Raw genomic sequence first — 13,744 nt, 5'->3', positions numbered from 1 at the left:
TCGCGGCCGAGCCGAGTTCGCCAGGATCAGCCAGTCGGCACGGGCCCTGCTACCAGGCGCAGGCCGGGCGCGTCGTCCCAGCCTGTCACGATCAGCAGGCCGAGCAGCCAGGGCGCGACGGCGTGCAGCACGAGCCCACGGCCGTCGCGGTGCAGGTTGCCCGCGGACGCCACCAGCGCGCGCAGGCCGCCGACGTCCACGCGGCGCAGCCGGCCGAGGTCGACTCGGACGTCGCCGCGCCCGTGGTGGGCGACCTTCGCGAGCGTGCCGACGAGCGCGGGCAGCACCGAGGCGTCGATGTCGCCGTCGATCGACAGGATGGGCGGCTCGAAGGTCGCCGCCACGCGCATCGCGCCTGTCTGGATCTCCAGCCGCTCCGCGTCGAAGCCCGGGAGCGCCTCGTCGGGCCGGTCGTGATCCGTCTGGTCCCCCGCGGGGTCCGCGAGGTCGTCGTGCTCCGATTCCACCCTGACATCGGGCATGGGCGTCATTCCCTCCGCTAAGCGCCGGAAGCCGGGACCGCCTATCCAACGGTTCTAACGGTCTGGAACCACCGTTAGATCCGAAATCGGGTTAGGTCCTCCGTCAAACGACCATGGTCGTGACTGTGGCCGTGGTCTTGTCCAGCAACGGCGGCTCACGCGCCTGGTTGGCCGGCACGGGGGTGCCGGCCAACCAGCGGGATGACCCAAACGGTGATTATCGGTAACCGAATTGTCGTGGACGCTTTACCTCATGGTCGGCCGAGCGGCGCGGGTTGTCAGCCCTTCACGCAGAGAACCGCGCGCAGCCGGGCCACAACTTCTACAAGGCTGTCGCTATAGCCGATGACCTCATCGATGTCCTTGTAGGCCGCGGGGATCTCGTCGAGCACCCCCGGGTCGGTGCGGCACTCGACGCCGGCGGTCTGGGCCATCAGGTCGTCGACGGTGAACGTCCTGCGCGCCTTGTTCCGGCTCATCCGCCGGCCGGCCCCGTGCGGGGCCGACGTGAACGCGGCCGGGTTGCCGCGGCCGCGGACGAGGTACGAGCCCGTCCCCATGGAGCCGGGAATGATGCCGTACTCGCCGGACCGCGCCGAGATCGCGCCCTTGCGGGTCACCAGCACGTCGGCGCCGTAGTGATGCTCCTCGGCGACGTAGTTGTGGTGGCAGTTCACGCTGGCGTAGGCGGCGTCGCCGGCGTGCGGGCCCTCCGCCGGTGGGCACGGGACCCGCAGCGCCGGGAAGAACCGGCGCAGCGTCTGGGCGTACAGGGCCAGCATGGTCTCCCGGTTGCGCCGCGCGTAGTCCTGGGCCCAGTGCAGGTCATGGCGGTAGGCGGCCATCTCCGGCGTTCCGGCGAGGAACACGGCCAGGTCCCGGTCGGGCAGCCCGACGTTGTGCGCCAGGCTCTTCGCGACCCCGATGTGGACGTCGGCCAGCTCCTTGCCGATGTTGCGCGAGCCGGAGTGCAGCATCATCCAGACCGCGTCGTCGGCGTCCAGGCACAGCTCGATGAAGTGGTTACCCGAGCCGAGGGTGCCCAGCTGCGCCATGGCGCGGGCCAGCCGGCCCTTCACCGCCGGATGCAGCAGGTCGAAGGCGTCCCACAGGTCGTCGTTGCGGCGGACCCGGGTCGAGATCTCGGTGTGGCCGCGGTGCCCGACCGGGATCGCCTCCTCGATCGCCGAGCGGACCGGGCCCAGGTCGTCCGGCAGGTCGTTCGCGGTGAGGCTGGTGCGCAGCGCCGCCATGCCACAGCCGATGTCGACGCCGACCGCGGCCGGCGAGACAGCGTCCCGCATCGCCACGACGGAACCGACGGTGGCGCCCTTGCCGAGATGAACGTCGGGCATCACGGTCACGTGGTGATGAATGTAAGGAAGGTTCGCAATCGCGCGCAGCTGGTCGAGTGCGGCGCTCTCAACGTTCTCCGGCTGGGTCCACATCCAGATCGGGGCCTGCGCCCCACTGAGACGTGCCAGCGGCATCATGACGGAAAACGCCTCCTTCAGGTGGGAGCGGCGGGACAGCCGAGGACCGCCGGCGTATCGGCTCGTGATTCGCCGGTAATCCTCCGGGCAAATGCCGCGGGGCTCGACCAGAATCGGGCAGATCCGGGATTCGAACAAACTATTTTCCGGCCGGCGCGGCCTCGGTCGCGGGCGAACCGGTGGTCCACGGTATTACCCTGCCGCGGTCCGTCACGGCGAGGTCACCCTGCGGCTCCAGCGCCGGGGCTGCGTCAGCGCCAAGCGGTCCTCAGCGCCGAGCGGGGAGCAGCGGGGCGGCGGAGAGCAGCTGGATCAGCGGTTTCGCGGCCTCGGGGACGGGCTCGGCGAAATGGTGCACGTCGTGGCGGTTCCCGGCGTCGACCTCGACGGCGTAGGTGAACCGGTCCGGGCCGGTCGCGGCCTCGGGCCCGGTCGACGGCGCCACCGGCAGGCCGGCCACCAGCGCGCGCAGCGCGTCGGCGTCGCCGGCAGGCAGGGCGGCGGTGTCCAGCCCGCGCCGGATCGTGCGGCCGGCGAAACCGCCGGACCGTTCCAGCACGACCCTGACCCGTGCGTCACCACTCATGACCGGCTGTCCCTCATGAATCCATTGTCCCCCGATCCAGCCGGCCATACCAAGGTCCTGGCGATTGCGCCCGACCTGTCCGATGTCCCGCCGATCGAGAGCCGGTCACCAGGTGCGTGCCGGCCGTGCGGTCCGGGAACCCGGACCGCACGGCCGCGGCAGCCGCGCGTCACACCTTGATGCCGACCTGCTTCCAGGCGTCCTGCACGGCCTGCGCCTCGGTCTTGCCGAAGAGCGTCCTGGCCTCGGAGACCGTCAGCGTGGCGAACTGGGCGAAGGTGGAGTTCGCCTTCACCCGCCCCGAGGTCAGCGTGGCGTACCAGATCTTGCCGGCCTGCTCCCAGGCGTGCCCGCCGAGCGCGATGGCGGCGAGGTAGAACGCGTGGTTGGGAATGCCGGAGTTGGTGTGCACGCCACCGTTGTCCGAGGCGGTGTGCACGTAGCCGGACATGGTGCCCGGCTGGTCGTCGGTGCCCAGCGTCGGGTCGTCGAACGCCGTGCCGGGCGCCTTCATCGACCGCAGCGCCACACCCTGCACGCCGGGGGCCAGCAGGCCCGCGCCGATCAGCCAGTCGGCGTCCGACGCCTTCTGCCCGAGCTTGTACTGCTTGACGAGCGAGCCGAAGACGTCGCTGACCGACTCGTTGAGCGCCCCGGCCTGGTTCAGGTAGGCGAGCCCGGCGGTGTACTGCGTGACGCCGTGGGTCAGCTCGTGGCCGATCACGTCGAGGGAGACGGTGAACCGGTTGAACAGCTCGCCGTCGCCGTCGCCGAAGACCATCTGGTCGCCGTTCCAGAAGGCGTTGTCGTAGTGGTCGCCGTAGTGGACCGACGCGATCAGCGGCAGGCCGTGGTCGTCGACCGAGTTCCGCGACAGCACCTCGGAGTAGAAGGTGTACGTCGCGCCGAGCCCGTCGTAGGCCTCGTTGACCTCGACGTCGGCGGTCGGCGCCTGGCCCTCGGTACGCACGGTGACGCCGGGCAGGTTCTCACTGCCCTTCTCGTCGTCGATCGTGCGGCGCAGCCCGCTGGTCGTCGGGGTCGGCTTCGGCGCCGGCGTGGGCCGGGGGCGTCGCCCGCCCCAGAACTCGGTCACGAGCGCGTTGTGCACGCGGACGGTGCGCTGCGTGTTGTCCAGCGCGAGGGTCTGCAGTGCCCAGTCGCGCTGCTCGTCGGTGCCGTTGCGGATGATCCGCTCCAGCAGGTTCGGCGGGACGGCGCAGTGCCGGACTGGGGTACGCGGGGACTGGGGGTTCACGGTCGGCTCCCAACACGGCCGACGGGCGTGCGCGCGTTCCGCTCGCGCGCCCGGTGGCCTGAGGCGGCAAGGTGGGCCGGGGCCAGCCACGTCGGCGCGACCGGACACCGGCCCGATGGGCTGATGCACAACGTGACCGACCTTTCCGTGTCGGCCATGCGTTGTCCAGTTGTGTCGCGGTCGGAGTGCGGACAGCCGAAACCCGCCGTCGGCGTGTCGAGCCGCCGCCGGTGGGCGAGCGGCGCGGCTCAGCCCGGCGGCCGGCGGCGGGACAGCGCGGACAGGACTAGCGGACCGTCACCCGGGTTGCGTAGCCACCGCGGTTCCGGCAGGTCGAGGACGAGGACCGCGCCCGTCCGGAACGTCACATGGGTGCCGTCGTCGCACTCGATGTCGAGCTCGCCGAGCTCCACGACGACGAGCGTGTCGACCCAGTCGGCCCGCTGGAACGCGACGGCGTCGCCGGCCGGCAGGACGACCGTGCGCAGCCGCAGGTGCGGCGGCAGCCGGGTGCCGAGGAGGGACAGCTCCTGCGCGTCTGGCGTGTCCACCTCTGTGAGACAGGCCAGGGCGGCGGGAATCATCGGCGCGGCAGCGACCGGCCGGCCGTGCGTGCGGTAGGCGGTGCCGTACCGGCCGTGGCCGGTCGCTAGCCGGCGGCGTCCCCGCGGGCGACGAGGTCCCGCCAGAGCGCGTCCACCTGGGCGTGCAGCTCGGCCAGCGATCCGGAGTTGTCGAGCAGGACGTCGGCGACGGCGCGCCGGTCCTCGTCGGAGGCCTGGTTGGCCATCCGGGCCTCGGCCTGGTCGCGCGGGAGCCCGCGGGCCGCCAGCCGTTCCAGCCGAAGCGCTCGGGGCGCCTCGACGACGACCACGGCGTCGTAGCCCTTGGCCATCCCGGCCTCGACCAGCAGCGGGATGTCATGGACGACGACCGCGCCCGCGGGTGGGGCGCTGAACTGCCGGGCGGTCTCGTCCCGGATCAGCGGATGGGTGATGCCCTCCAGCCGCCGCCGGGCCACCGGGTCGGCGAACACGATCTTCCCGAGCTGCTCGCGGTCCAGGCTGCCGTCCGGGCGCAGGATGCCCGGGCCGAAGGCCTCGGCCACCGCCGCGAGCCCGGGGGTGCCCGGCGCGACCACCTCCCTGGCGAGCTTGTCCGCGTCGATGACGATGGCGCCGTGCTCGGCCAGCCGGCTCGACACGGCACTCTTCCCTGACCCGATCCCACCGGTAAGTCCCACCCGCACCACGACGCCGAGTCTGCCGCACCTCGCGCGCCGGCGCGCCTGTTGGGTCGGTCCGGTCGCCGGCGGCGGACCCAGGCATCCTGGACGAATGGTGGGCACGAGGCCGGGGACGGCGCCCGAGCCGGTGGGGCCGCACCCGCCCGGACCGGGCTCTCCTGAGCCGAGCCCGCCTGGACCGGGCCTGCCTGAGCCGGGCCCTCGTGGATCGGGGCTGGCTGAGCCGAGCCTGGCGTCGCGACGGTGGGTTGGTTGGGTCCCGCGGATCTGGCCGGTGCTGCTGCTCGCCGCGCTGTACGGCGGGGGCGCCCTCGGGCTGGCGTTGCTGCCCCGGCTGGCCCCGAGCGCCCCGCTGCTGCTCATCGCGTTGCGGCCGACCTGGTCGGTCATGCTCCTCGTCGGCGGATCGGTGCCCTTCCTGCCCGCGCTCCTGATCGCGGTGCCGCTGCGGGCGCTCGTGCGGGTCGCCTACTTCGGGATCGCCCGCAACGACCTGCGCTCGCTGCTGGAGCTGCGCCCGGGCGGGCGGCGCCTCGTCGACGCGCTGTCGCGCCGGTCCACCGAGCGCGTCCTGCTCTACGTCTGCCTGGTGAACGCCAACCCGGCGGTGGACGCAGCCCTGGGCGGCAGCGGCGCTTCCTGGCGGCGGTTCCTGAGCTTCGTGACCGCGGGCATGGCCATCCAGACGTCCGTCTACCTGCTGGCGGCCCGGGCCGTGTCGCCGTGGGGCCGCACGCTCGTCACCTGGCTCGACGGCCACCTCGGCCTGGCACTCCTCCTGCTGTTCGCCGCCGGCCTGCTGCGGCTGGCCGCGCGGGCGCTCGTCGCCCGCCACCGACGCCGACGGGCCGAGCCCGGCCGGGCGGGGCTGTCGGGTTCTTGACACCCTCGAACGTTTCGCCGCCGCCGTCGCGTCCCTACTGCACTCACCGGCCACACTCGGCCGGGCAAGCAGAAGGACGCCCACGTGGATGACGACTTCATCGGGTTCGTGCGCGATCGGGGCCCAGCGCTCGGGCGGACCGCCTATCTGTTGACCGGCGACGCCGGGCGGGCCGAGGACCTCGTCCAGAGCGCGCTGCTCGCGGTCTGGCTGCGTCGCGGCAAGGTCGAGCCGGCCGGCTGGGAGGCGTACACCCGGCGCACCATGGTCAACCTGTCGTGCTCCTGGTGGCGGCGGCGTTCGTCCGGCGAGCGGCCGGTCGCGGCGATCCCCGACCAGCCCAGCCGCGAGGGCATGGCGCCGACAGACACGGCCGACGAGCGGGCCCGGCTGGTCGGGGCGCTGCGGCGGCTGCCGGCCCGGCAGCGGGCGGCGGTCGTGCTGCGCCACTACGAGGACCTCAGCGAGGCGGAGACCGCGCGGCAGCTTGGCTGCACGGTCGGGACCGTCAAGAGCCTCACCTCCCGCGGGCTGGACCGCCTGCGTCTCCTCATGGCCGATCCGGCCGACGGACCGCCGCCGGACGGCGTGGCGCGGCGTGGGCCGCGCAGCTCCCAGGACGCCTACGGCCGGACCGGAGAGGCCCGATGAACGAGACGAACGACCTCGCCAGGCTGCTGCGGGCCGCGGCCACCGACATGCCCGACAACCCGTTCCGAGCCGAGGAGGTGCGGACGAGGGCCGGGCTGCACCGCCGCCGGCAGCGCCGGACGGTCCTGGTCGCCGGCCTGGCGGCCGTCGCCGCCGGCGCCGTCGCGGTGGTGTTCGGGCTCGGCCTGGGCGACGACACGGGCCCCACCACGATCGTCCCGGCCAAGACCAGCACGGCGACGCCACCGAGCGCCCCACCGACGACCACCCCGCCCGCGCCGCCCCCGCGGGACGGACGCGTGCACCTGTTCGGCGGGGTGTCCCTGATCCCGCCGAAGGGCTGGACGGTCAGCGCCTCCGGAGACTCCGGCGACATGCAGGTCTGCCTGGTGCCGCCGGTCTCGCAGTACGCCGGCCTGCCCTGCGACGGTGGCATCGAGCTGCAGTCCGGCAGCGTGGTCGGCCAGGAGGGCGCGCCGTTCCAGGCACACCAGCCCTGGGGCTGGTACCAGGGGTCGGGTCAGGCGCCCTGCCCGACTCCGCCGGCCGACGGGACGAATGGCGCCGTCAACGAGATCTGGCCAGGAGCCGCGCCCACCAGCGGGGACCCCGAGTCGCCGGGTGGCCCCTCGCTGGTCGAGCAGGGCGCCTGGACGGTGAACGGGTACACCGGCGCCTACGACAAGTGGGCCGCCCACTGCGACAACGGGTTCACGTTCTACCCGCGCAGCTGGTATCTCCCCGACGTCCCGTTCCAGGTGCTCGACCCCATCGGTCACCCGGACGCGGACGCCCAGCTGCTCGCCACGATCAAGGTCGGTTCCGACGAGTCCCGGCGGATGTTCTTCGACGGTGGCGTCTCGCTGATCCCGCCCAAGGGCTGGACGGTTCTGTGGGCCGTCCTCAGACTGCCCGGCGGCACGCTGGCCCCGCACGGCCGGTGGGCCTGTCTGGTTCCGGGCACGGCCTTCGCCGACCGCTCCGATGCCAGCTGCTCCGGCATCCTCATCGAGGTGGGCACGGTCACCGGCCGAGCGGGGCAGCCCTTCCAGGCTCATCAGGACGACGGCTGGAGCGCCGACGCCGGGCCCGTTGGCTGCCCGCGGCGACCGCCGAACGCGAACAGTGACGGCAGCGACCCCGTCGTGTCCGGAGCCCCGGGCGATACCCGGACCGATGTTCGGGCGCCGATCCAGCAGGGTCCCCGGACCTTGGCCGGCCAGACCGCCACCTACGACATGTGGGTCGCTCACTGCGCCGACGACGGCTACACGTTCTACCCGCGCAGCTGGTACTTGCCCCGCATCCCGTTCCGCGTCCTCGACTACGGCGGCAACCCCACCGTTACCGACGCCCTCCTGGCGAGCATCAAGATCAGCTAGACCGCGTCCGCCCTCGGCCTGGCCTGCCTCCCGGCCAGGCCGAGGGCCGGCGTCGTATCGACGGCGACGACCCGCCCGAGGCGGGGTCAGTTGACCCCGAAGTCCGTCGGCTGCCGTTTCAGGACCCAGTCCAGCGGACGCGGCCCCGCCGACGAGTAACCGCCAGTGCCCAGGGTCCGGAATGTCACCGGCTGGGTGCCCCCCTGCTCGACCGTCCAGTACCGCCCGATCCCGGCGCGGGCGTACTCGCCGACCTTGTCGACCAGATCGTTCTGGCGCGACCCGCGCGAGACCACCTCGATGACGACCTGCAGCCCGTCGACCGGGACGTAGACCGACGCGACGCCGACGTCGGGCGCCGTGTCCGCCCACACCGTCAGATCGGGCTGCCGTCCGCCACCGGTGTAGATGCCCAGATCGGTGCGCAGCCGCTCCTCGTCGAAGCCGTTGCGCAGGAACCAGGCTGTCAGCCGCATGACGATCCGGGAGTGCTCCGGCGTCGGCGTCATCATGACCCGCAGCTCTCCCTCATCACTCAGCTCGTAGCGGTGCAGCTCATCGGCCTGGCCCATGGCCGCCACATCGCCGAGGGTGATGTCAGCGGGAACGCTGATCATGCTCATGAGCTGATTGTCCCTGCTCCCGTGGTCGGCGGCCACCAGGCCGGGTCATTCGACGCCGGCGGCGGTCATGCCGCGTAGCTCCTTCTTGAGTTCGGCGATCTCGTCGCGGAGGCGGGCGGCCAGCTCGAACTGGAGCTCCTTGGCGGCCTCGTGCATCTGGTCGTCGAGCTGGCGGATGAGGTTGGCCAGGTCGTGGCGGGGCATCCCGGCCAGCTCCGCGGCGTAACGGCCCACGGCGTCCTGCTTGCCGCCGCGGGACTTCATCCCGGGAACTGGGGCCTTGCCGCGGGACTGGGCCCGGCCACCGCCGTACATCTCGCCGTCGGCGTTCTCCCGGACCATGTCGTCGAGGATGTCCATGACCTTCTTGCGTAGCGGCTGCGGGTCGAGGCCGTGCTTCTCGTTGTAGGCGACCTGCAGCGCGCGCCGGCGGTTGGTCTCGTCGATCGCGGTCCGCATCGACGGGGTGATCTTGTCGGCGTACATGTGGACCTGGCCGGCGACGTTACGGGCCGCGCGGCCGATCGTCTGGATCAGGGACCGCTCGGAGCGCAGGAAGCCCTCCTTGTCCGCGTCCAGGATCGACACCAGCGAGACCTCCGGCAGGTCGAGGCCCTCCCGCAGCAGGTTGATGCCGACGAGGACGTCGTAGTCGCCGCGGCGCAGCTCGGTGAGCAGCTCGACCCGGCGCAGCGTGTCGACCTCGCTGTGCAGATAGCGGACCCGGATCCCCAGCTCCAGCAGGTAGTCGGTCAGGTCCTCGGACATCTTCTTGGTCAGGGTCGTGACGAGGACCCGTTCGTCCCGCTCGGCGCGCAGCCGGATCTCGTGGATCAGGTCGTCGATCTGGCCCTTCGTCGGCTTCAGCACGATCTCCGGGTCGATCAGGCCGGTCGGCCGGATGATCTGCTCGACGATGCCGTCGGCCTTCCCCAGCTCGTACGGCCCGGGGGTCGCCGACAGGTAGACCGTCTGGCCGACCCGCTCCAGGAACTCCTCCCAGCGCAGGGGCCGGTTGTCGGTCGCGGACGGCAGCCGGAAGCCGTGGTCGACGAGGTTGCGCTTGCGGGACATGTCGCCCTCGTACATGCCGCCGATCTGCGGCACCGTGTTGTGCGACTCGTCGATGACCATCAGGAAGTCGTCGGGGAAGTAGTCGAGCAGGGTGTGCGGCGCGGTGCCGGCGGCGCGGCCGTCGATGTGGCGCGAGTAGTTCTCGATGCCCGAGCAGAAGCCGACCTGGCGCATCATCTCGATGTCGTAGGTGGTCCGCATCCGCAGCCGCTGGGCCTCCAGCAGCTTGCCCTGCCCCTCCAGCTGCTCCAGCCGGGTGGCCAGCTCCTCCTCGATGCCCGTGATCGCCCGTTCCATCCGCTCCGGGCCGGCGACGTAGTGGCTGGCCGGGAAGATGAAGACCTGGTCGACCTCCCGGACGATCTCGCCGGTCAGCGGGTGCAGGTAGCTGATCCGCTCGATCTCGTCGCCGAACAGCTCGATCCGGACGGCGAGCTCCTCGTAGACCGGGAACACCTCGACCGTGTCGCCGCGGACCCGGAACGTGCCGCGGTCGAAGGCCAGGTCGTTGCGGGTGTACTGGACGTCCACCAGGCGGCGCAGCAGCAGGTCCCGGTCGATCTCCTCGCCGACGGAGATCTTGACCATCCGGTCGATGTACTCCTGCGGCGTGCCGAGGCCGTAGATGCAGCTGACGCTGGCGACCACGATCACGTCCCGGCGGGTGAGCAGGCTCATCGTCGCCGAGTGCCGCAGCCGCTCCACCTCCTCGTTGATCGAGGAGTCCTTCTCGATGTAGGTGTCCGTCTGGGCGATGTACGCCTCAGGCTGGTAGTAGTCGTAGTACGAGACGAAGTACTCGACGGCGTTGTGCGGCAGCAGCTCACGGAACTCGTTGGCGAGCTGGGCGGCCAGCGTCTTGTTCGGCGCCATGACCAGCGTCGGGCGCTGCAGTTCCTCGATGAGCCACGCCGTCGTCGCGGACTTGCCCGTCCCGGTCGCGCCCAGCAGCACGAGGTCCTTCTCGCCCGCCCGGATCCGCCGCGCCAGCTCCTTGATCGCGGCCGGCTGGTCACCTGACGGCTGGTAGTCGGAGACGACCTTGAACGGCGTGGCGGAGCGCTCGTTGTTCACGGTGGGTCGGTTGGCGATGCTCGGCTTGACCGTGACGGGCGTCAGCGCTCCGGGTTGTGCAGCTGCGGGTCGTTCGGACGTCGTGCTCATACGGACCAGAACACCACACCCGTCCGACAGTTTCCGCCGGGCCGCCCGGGCGGCCTCCCAGCACGGCCCCGACCGGTCGACCGAACCTGGCCGGACCTGTCGGAGACGGGCGTCACGATGGTTGGGCGCCGGCCGAAGATCCCGGTTCGGACGGGAGGGGGAGGGGCACGACAGTCGTTGGGGGATAGGGACAGGGACGCGATGAGCGAGTCCCCGAGAGGAGCCGGACGACCATGGGCACCCAAGACGCGGGCAGCGGACGACGACTGCCCAGGATCGTCGTGCGTCCGGGCCTGGCGGTCTCGGTGGCGATCGTCACCGCCCTGCTCGGCTGGCTGACCCTCCCGGTCACGGTCCCGAACCGGACCGGCTCCGCCTACTTCAGCGCTGGGCTCCTCGGTGCCCTGCTGTTGGTGGGCATCCTGGTCGCGGCCGACCTCGCGCGGGCCCTGGCCGCCCGGCGCGCGGGCGTCGACGTGCACGCGATCCAGCTCGGCGCGTTCGGGAGCAGGCTCGTGCTCGGCCGGCCCCCGGTGCCCGGTGGTGGCTTCCGGCGGGGCCCCGACGAGATGGTGTGGGGGGTCGGCGCGTCCGGCGTCGGTGCCGCGGAGCCGTACCCGGCGGAGCCGTCCGGCGGTGCCACCGCTCCTGGCCCGCCGGCCCAGCAGCCGGGTGAGCCCCGCTCCGACGGGCTGGACCCGCGCGCCGACGCGGCGATCGCCCGCGCCGGGCTGCTCACCACCCTGCTCCTCGGCGCCGCGCTGACCACGCTCGGCGTCTTCGCGCCCGGCGGCACGTTCGCGCTGGCGGCGAGGGTCGGGCTGTGGGTCGGCACGTTCACCCTGCTGATCACGCTGGTCGACCTGCTGCCCTCGCCGCGCACCCCGGGCGGGCGGGTCCTCGCCGCCTTCGTGCTGCGGCGCGGCGGCGATCCCCGCCGGGCCGCGGCGGTGGTCGCCCAGACCGGGGTGATCGTGGGCTGGGTGCTGCTCGCCGCCGGCGTCGCTGCCTGCTTCCTGGTCGGATTCGTCGGCCTGTGGGCGGTGCTGCTCGGCTGGATGGCACTCGCGTCCTCCCGGCTGGAGCAGGCGCGGCAGCGGGCCGGCACGGCGCTGGAGGGTGTGTTCATCCGGGACGTCATGGCGCCGCCGCCCCCCAGGCTGCCGTCGTGGCAGACCGTCGACGCGGCGCTCGCCGAGGTGGTCCGGCCGGGGGCGCTCGTGGCGCCCGTGTTCACGGTCCATGAGGTCGACGACGCCCTGATCGGCGTGGCGCTGGCCCGAGCCCTGGCCGCGGTGCCGTTGGACGACCGGGATCTGGCCCGGGTCAGCCGGGTCACGATCCCGATGTCGGCGGTCCCGACCGCGCGCCCCGACGAGCCGCTCGCCGTCGTCGCGCCGCGGCTGGCCGCACGCCCGGCGGCTGGCTTCGTCCTCGTGTTGGACGAGGACCAGCGCGACCCGGCCGGCGGCCCGCGCGTCGTCGGCGTCGTCGGCCCGCTGGAGATCCGCCGCGCCCTCGAGACCGCGCCGGCCCGCGGCCGCGCGGTCGTCGCGGGTTTCAGCCGCCCCCACCACCACCCGGGCCGCTGACCCAGGGCGCGGCGCTAGGAGCGGGGGCTCGGGGCGGGGAAGGCGGAGAAGGCCTCGCGCCACTGGATCGGGAGGTCGGTCAGCTCCGCGTGGCCGATCCGGTCCCAGCGGAACCAGCGCGGCGCGTCCTTGTCCAGGCTCCAGGCCAGCAGGTACCAGCTGCCCCGGGCGTAGGCGAACGCGTGCGGCTCGACCTGGCGGTGGCTCGGCCGCCCGGCGGCGTCGACGTAGTCGATCGTGACGGCGACGCCACCGCGCATCGCGTCCTCGATGACGGGCGTCGCCGCCGACCGGGGTAGCCCGTTCGGGCGGGTCCACACCCGGGCCGCCCGCTCGACGACCCGTTCGTGCGCGGCCGGCCCGAGCGCGCTGAGCACCTTGTGCAGCGCGGCCTGCGCGGCGTCGGACAGCGGCCCGTCCGGCATCGCGACCAGGGCTACCGCGACGGCCGCCGCCTCGTCCTCGGTGAACTCGACCGCCGACGGGCCACTGGCCGGCGGCTCGGCTGGGCCCTCCGGTGGCTGCGGTCGCGCTCGCGACCCGGCCGCGCTCATACCGCCACGTTCCCACCTCGGCGCCGAGAAAGGGCCGGAAGCGCGGACTTGTCGCGCCGGAGGCCGGACCTACCAGCCGCGGGCTCGCCACTCCGCCAGGTGCGGGCGCTCATGACCCAGGGTTGAGTCCTTGCCATGGCCGGGGTAGATCCAGGTCGTGTCCGGGAGCGGGCCGAAGACCTTGGCTTCCAGGCCGTCCATCAGGGAGGTGAAGGCGGCCGCGTCGTTGCGGGTGTTGCCGGGGCCGCCGGGGAACAGGCAGTCGCCGGTGAACAGGTGGGGCGCGGCCGGGTCGGCGTCGTGGAGCAGCGCGATCGAGCCCGGGGTGTGGCCGACCAGGTGGATCGCGCGCAGGGTGACCTGGCCGACGCGGATCTCCTCGCCGTCGCCGAGCAGGGTCGCCGTCGGGACCGGGATCTCCGGGGCGTCGTCCGGGTGCGCGACGGTCGTGGCGCCGGTCGCGGCCACGATGTCCGACAGGGCCTGGACGTGGTCCGGGTGGCGGTGGGTCGTGACCACGGTCGCCAGGCCCGCGTCGCCGATGACCCGCAGCAGCGTGTCGGGCTCGTTGGCGGCGTCGATCAGCAGCTGCTCGCCGGTCGCGGCGCAGCGCAGCAGGTAGCAGTTGTTGTCGAACGGACCGACCGCGACCTTCGTGACCGTCAGACCGGGCAGCTGCCGGACGTCGGCCGGCCCGCCCACCGTGACGTCGCCCGTGTACTCGCGCACGCTCATCGTTCGCCCTCCGGCCCACCG

14 protein-coding genes are annotated in these 13,744 nt (G+C 72.8%); 4 read left to right on the top strand and 10 right to left on the bottom strand.

The genetic code is table 11. The features are described 5' to 3' along the window. Positions 1-26 precede the first annotated feature (26 nt). The 6 genes from FRAEUI1C_RS24335 to coaE all read right to left on the bottom strand — a co-directional run bounded on the left by FRAEUI1C_RS24335 (position 27) and on the right by coaE (position 5,062). Positions 27-482, bottom strand: a complete 456-nt coding sequence (locus FRAEUI1C_RS24335) for an STAS domain-containing protein (RefSeq protein ID WP_013426012.1) — start codon at positions 480-482, stop codon at positions 27-29. 278 nt (positions 483-760) lie between these two features. Then, entirely contained in the window at positions 761-1,975 is a 1,215-nt protein-coding gene (locus tag FRAEUI1C_RS24330) for an RtcB family protein (protein ID WP_013426011.1), read from the bottom strand. Between the two features lie 268 nt (positions 1,976-2,243). Further along, positions 2,244-2,561 carry a protealysin inhibitor emfourin gene (locus FRAEUI1C_RS24325; RefSeq protein WP_013426010.1) on the bottom strand — a complete coding sequence of 106 codons (318 nt, stop codon included), beginning with the start codon at positions 2,559-2,561 and terminating at the stop codon, positions 2,244-2,246. A gap of 169 nt (positions 2,562-2,730) precedes the next feature. Next, positions 2,731-3,819, bottom strand: coding sequence for a M4 family metallopeptidase (locus FRAEUI1C_RS24320; protein ID WP_013426009.1), 1,089 nt, complete (start codon positions 3,817-3,819; stop codon positions 2,731-2,733). Between the two features lie 248 nt (positions 3,820-4,067). After that, positions 4,068-4,370: a cupin domain-containing protein gene (locus tag FRAEUI1C_RS24315; RefSeq protein WP_041259631.1), complete on the bottom strand. Its 303-nt coding sequence runs from the start codon at positions 4,368-4,370 to the stop codon at positions 4,068-4,070. Positions 4,371-4,468: 98 nt separating this feature from the next. Next, positions 4,469-5,062 (bottom strand): dephospho-CoA kinase, encoded by a 594-nt coding sequence (coaE, locus tag FRAEUI1C_RS24310; protein WP_013426007.1) that lies wholly within the window; start codon positions 5,060-5,062, stop codon positions 4,469-4,471. 277 nt (positions 5,063-5,339) lie between these two features. Here coaE and FRAEUI1C_RS24305 point away from each other — a divergent pair, with 277 nt between their 5' ends. The 3 genes from FRAEUI1C_RS24305 (at position 5,340) to FRAEUI1C_RS24295 (ending at position 7,981) form a co-directional block, all read left to right on the top strand. Further along, a complete protein-coding gene (locus FRAEUI1C_RS24305) occupies positions 5,340-5,948 on the top strand; it encodes a hypothetical protein (protein WP_013426006.1) in 609 nt (202 codons plus the stop codon). Positions 5,949-6,032: 84 nt separating this feature from the next. Then, the gene (locus FRAEUI1C_RS24300) at positions 6,033-6,599 is read left to right on the top strand and encodes a SigE family RNA polymerase sigma factor (RefSeq protein ID WP_013426005.1); all 567 of its coding nucleotides are present in this window, start codon (positions 6,033-6,035) and stop codon (positions 6,597-6,599) included. Continuing rightward, positions 6,596-7,981 (top strand): hypothetical protein, encoded by a 1,386-nt coding sequence (locus FRAEUI1C_RS24295; RefSeq protein WP_013426004.1) that lies wholly within the window; start codon positions 6,596-6,598, stop codon positions 7,979-7,981. Before FRAEUI1C_RS24300 ends, FRAEUI1C_RS24295 begins: the two co-directional genes overlap by 4 nt. Positions 7,982-8,067: 86 nt before the next feature. Here the strand turns inward: FRAEUI1C_RS24295 and FRAEUI1C_RS24290 are convergent, their stop codons facing one another. Continuing rightward, entirely contained in the window at positions 8,068-8,604 is a 537-nt protein-coding gene (locus tag FRAEUI1C_RS24290) for a Uma2 family endonuclease (protein WP_013426003.1), read from the bottom strand. A 45-nt stretch (positions 8,605-8,649) separates the two neighbouring features. Next, the gene (gene uvrB, locus FRAEUI1C_RS24285; RefSeq protein ID WP_232425111.1) at positions 8,650-10,842 is read right to left on the bottom strand and encodes an excinuclease ABC subunit UvrB; all 2,193 of its coding nucleotides are present in this window, start codon (positions 10,840-10,842) and stop codon (positions 8,650-8,652) included. A 233-nt stretch (positions 10,843-11,075) separates the two neighbouring features. Here uvrB and FRAEUI1C_RS24280 point away from each other — a divergent pair, with 233 nt between their 5' ends. Continuing rightward, complete coding sequence (locus FRAEUI1C_RS24280; protein ID WP_013426001.1) at positions 11,076-12,434, top strand: zinc metalloprotease; 1,359 nt, start codon at positions 11,076-11,078, stop codon at positions 12,432-12,434. Positions 12,435-12,448: 14 nt separating this feature from the next. Here FRAEUI1C_RS24280 and FRAEUI1C_RS24275 read toward each other — a convergent pair whose 3' ends face one another. Further along, the gene (locus FRAEUI1C_RS24275; protein ID WP_013426000.1) at positions 12,449-12,988 is read right to left on the bottom strand and encodes a helix-turn-helix transcriptional regulator; all 540 of its coding nucleotides are present in this window, start codon (positions 12,986-12,988) and stop codon (positions 12,449-12,451) included. Between the two features lie 69 nt (positions 12,989-13,057). Further along, positions 13,058-13,723 (bottom strand): MBL fold metallo-hydrolase, encoded by a 666-nt coding sequence (locus FRAEUI1C_RS24270; RefSeq protein ID WP_013425999.1) that lies wholly within the window; start codon positions 13,721-13,723, stop codon positions 13,058-13,060. Between the last annotated feature and the right edge of the window lie 21 nt (positions 13,724-13,744).

This window comes from Pseudofrankia inefficax, assembly GCF_000166135.1.
Lineage (GTDB): Bacteria > Actinomycetota > Actinomycetes > Frankiales > Frankiaceae > Pseudofrankia > Pseudofrankia inefficax.
Note: the sequence above shows the minus strand (reverse complement) of the source record. Positions and strands in the feature narration are given on the sequence as shown.

Excerpts from the sequence above, each read along its gene's own strand:
- FRAEUI1C_RS24290 (WP_013426003.1), bottom strand. The coding sequence starts at position 8,604 with ATGAGCATGATCAGCGTTCCCGCTGACATCACCCTCGGCGATGTGGCG.
- FRAEUI1C_RS24295 (WP_013426004.1), top strand. The coding sequence starts at position 6,596 with ATGAACGAGACGAACGACCTCGCCAGGCTGCTGCGGGCCGCGGCCACC.
- FRAEUI1C_RS24335 (WP_013426012.1), bottom strand. The coding sequence starts at position 482 with ATGCCCGATGTCAGGGTGGAATCGGAGCACGACGACCTCGCGGACCCC.
- FRAEUI1C_RS24330 (WP_013426011.1), bottom strand. The coding sequence starts at position 1,975 with ATGATGCCGCTGGCACGTCTCAGTGGGGCGCAGGCCCCGATCTGGATG.
- FRAEUI1C_RS24270 (WP_013425999.1), bottom strand. The coding sequence starts at position 13,723 with ATGAGCGTGCGCGAGTACACGGGCGACGTCACGGTGGGCGGGCCGGCC.
- FRAEUI1C_RS24275 (WP_013426000.1), bottom strand. The coding sequence starts at position 12,988 with ATGAGCGCGGCCGGGTCGCGAGCGCGACCGCAGCCACCGGAGGGCCCA.
- uvrB (WP_232425111.1), bottom strand. The coding sequence starts at position 10,842 with ATGAGCACGACGTCCGAACGACCCGCAGCTGCACAACCCGGAGCGCTG.
- FRAEUI1C_RS24325 (WP_013426010.1), bottom strand. The coding sequence starts at position 2,561 with ATGAGTGGTGACGCACGGGTCAGGGTCGTGCTGGAACGGTCCGGCGGT.
- FRAEUI1C_RS24280 (WP_013426001.1), top strand. The coding sequence starts at position 11,076 with ATGGGCACCCAAGACGCGGGCAGCGGACGACGACTGCCCAGGATCGTC.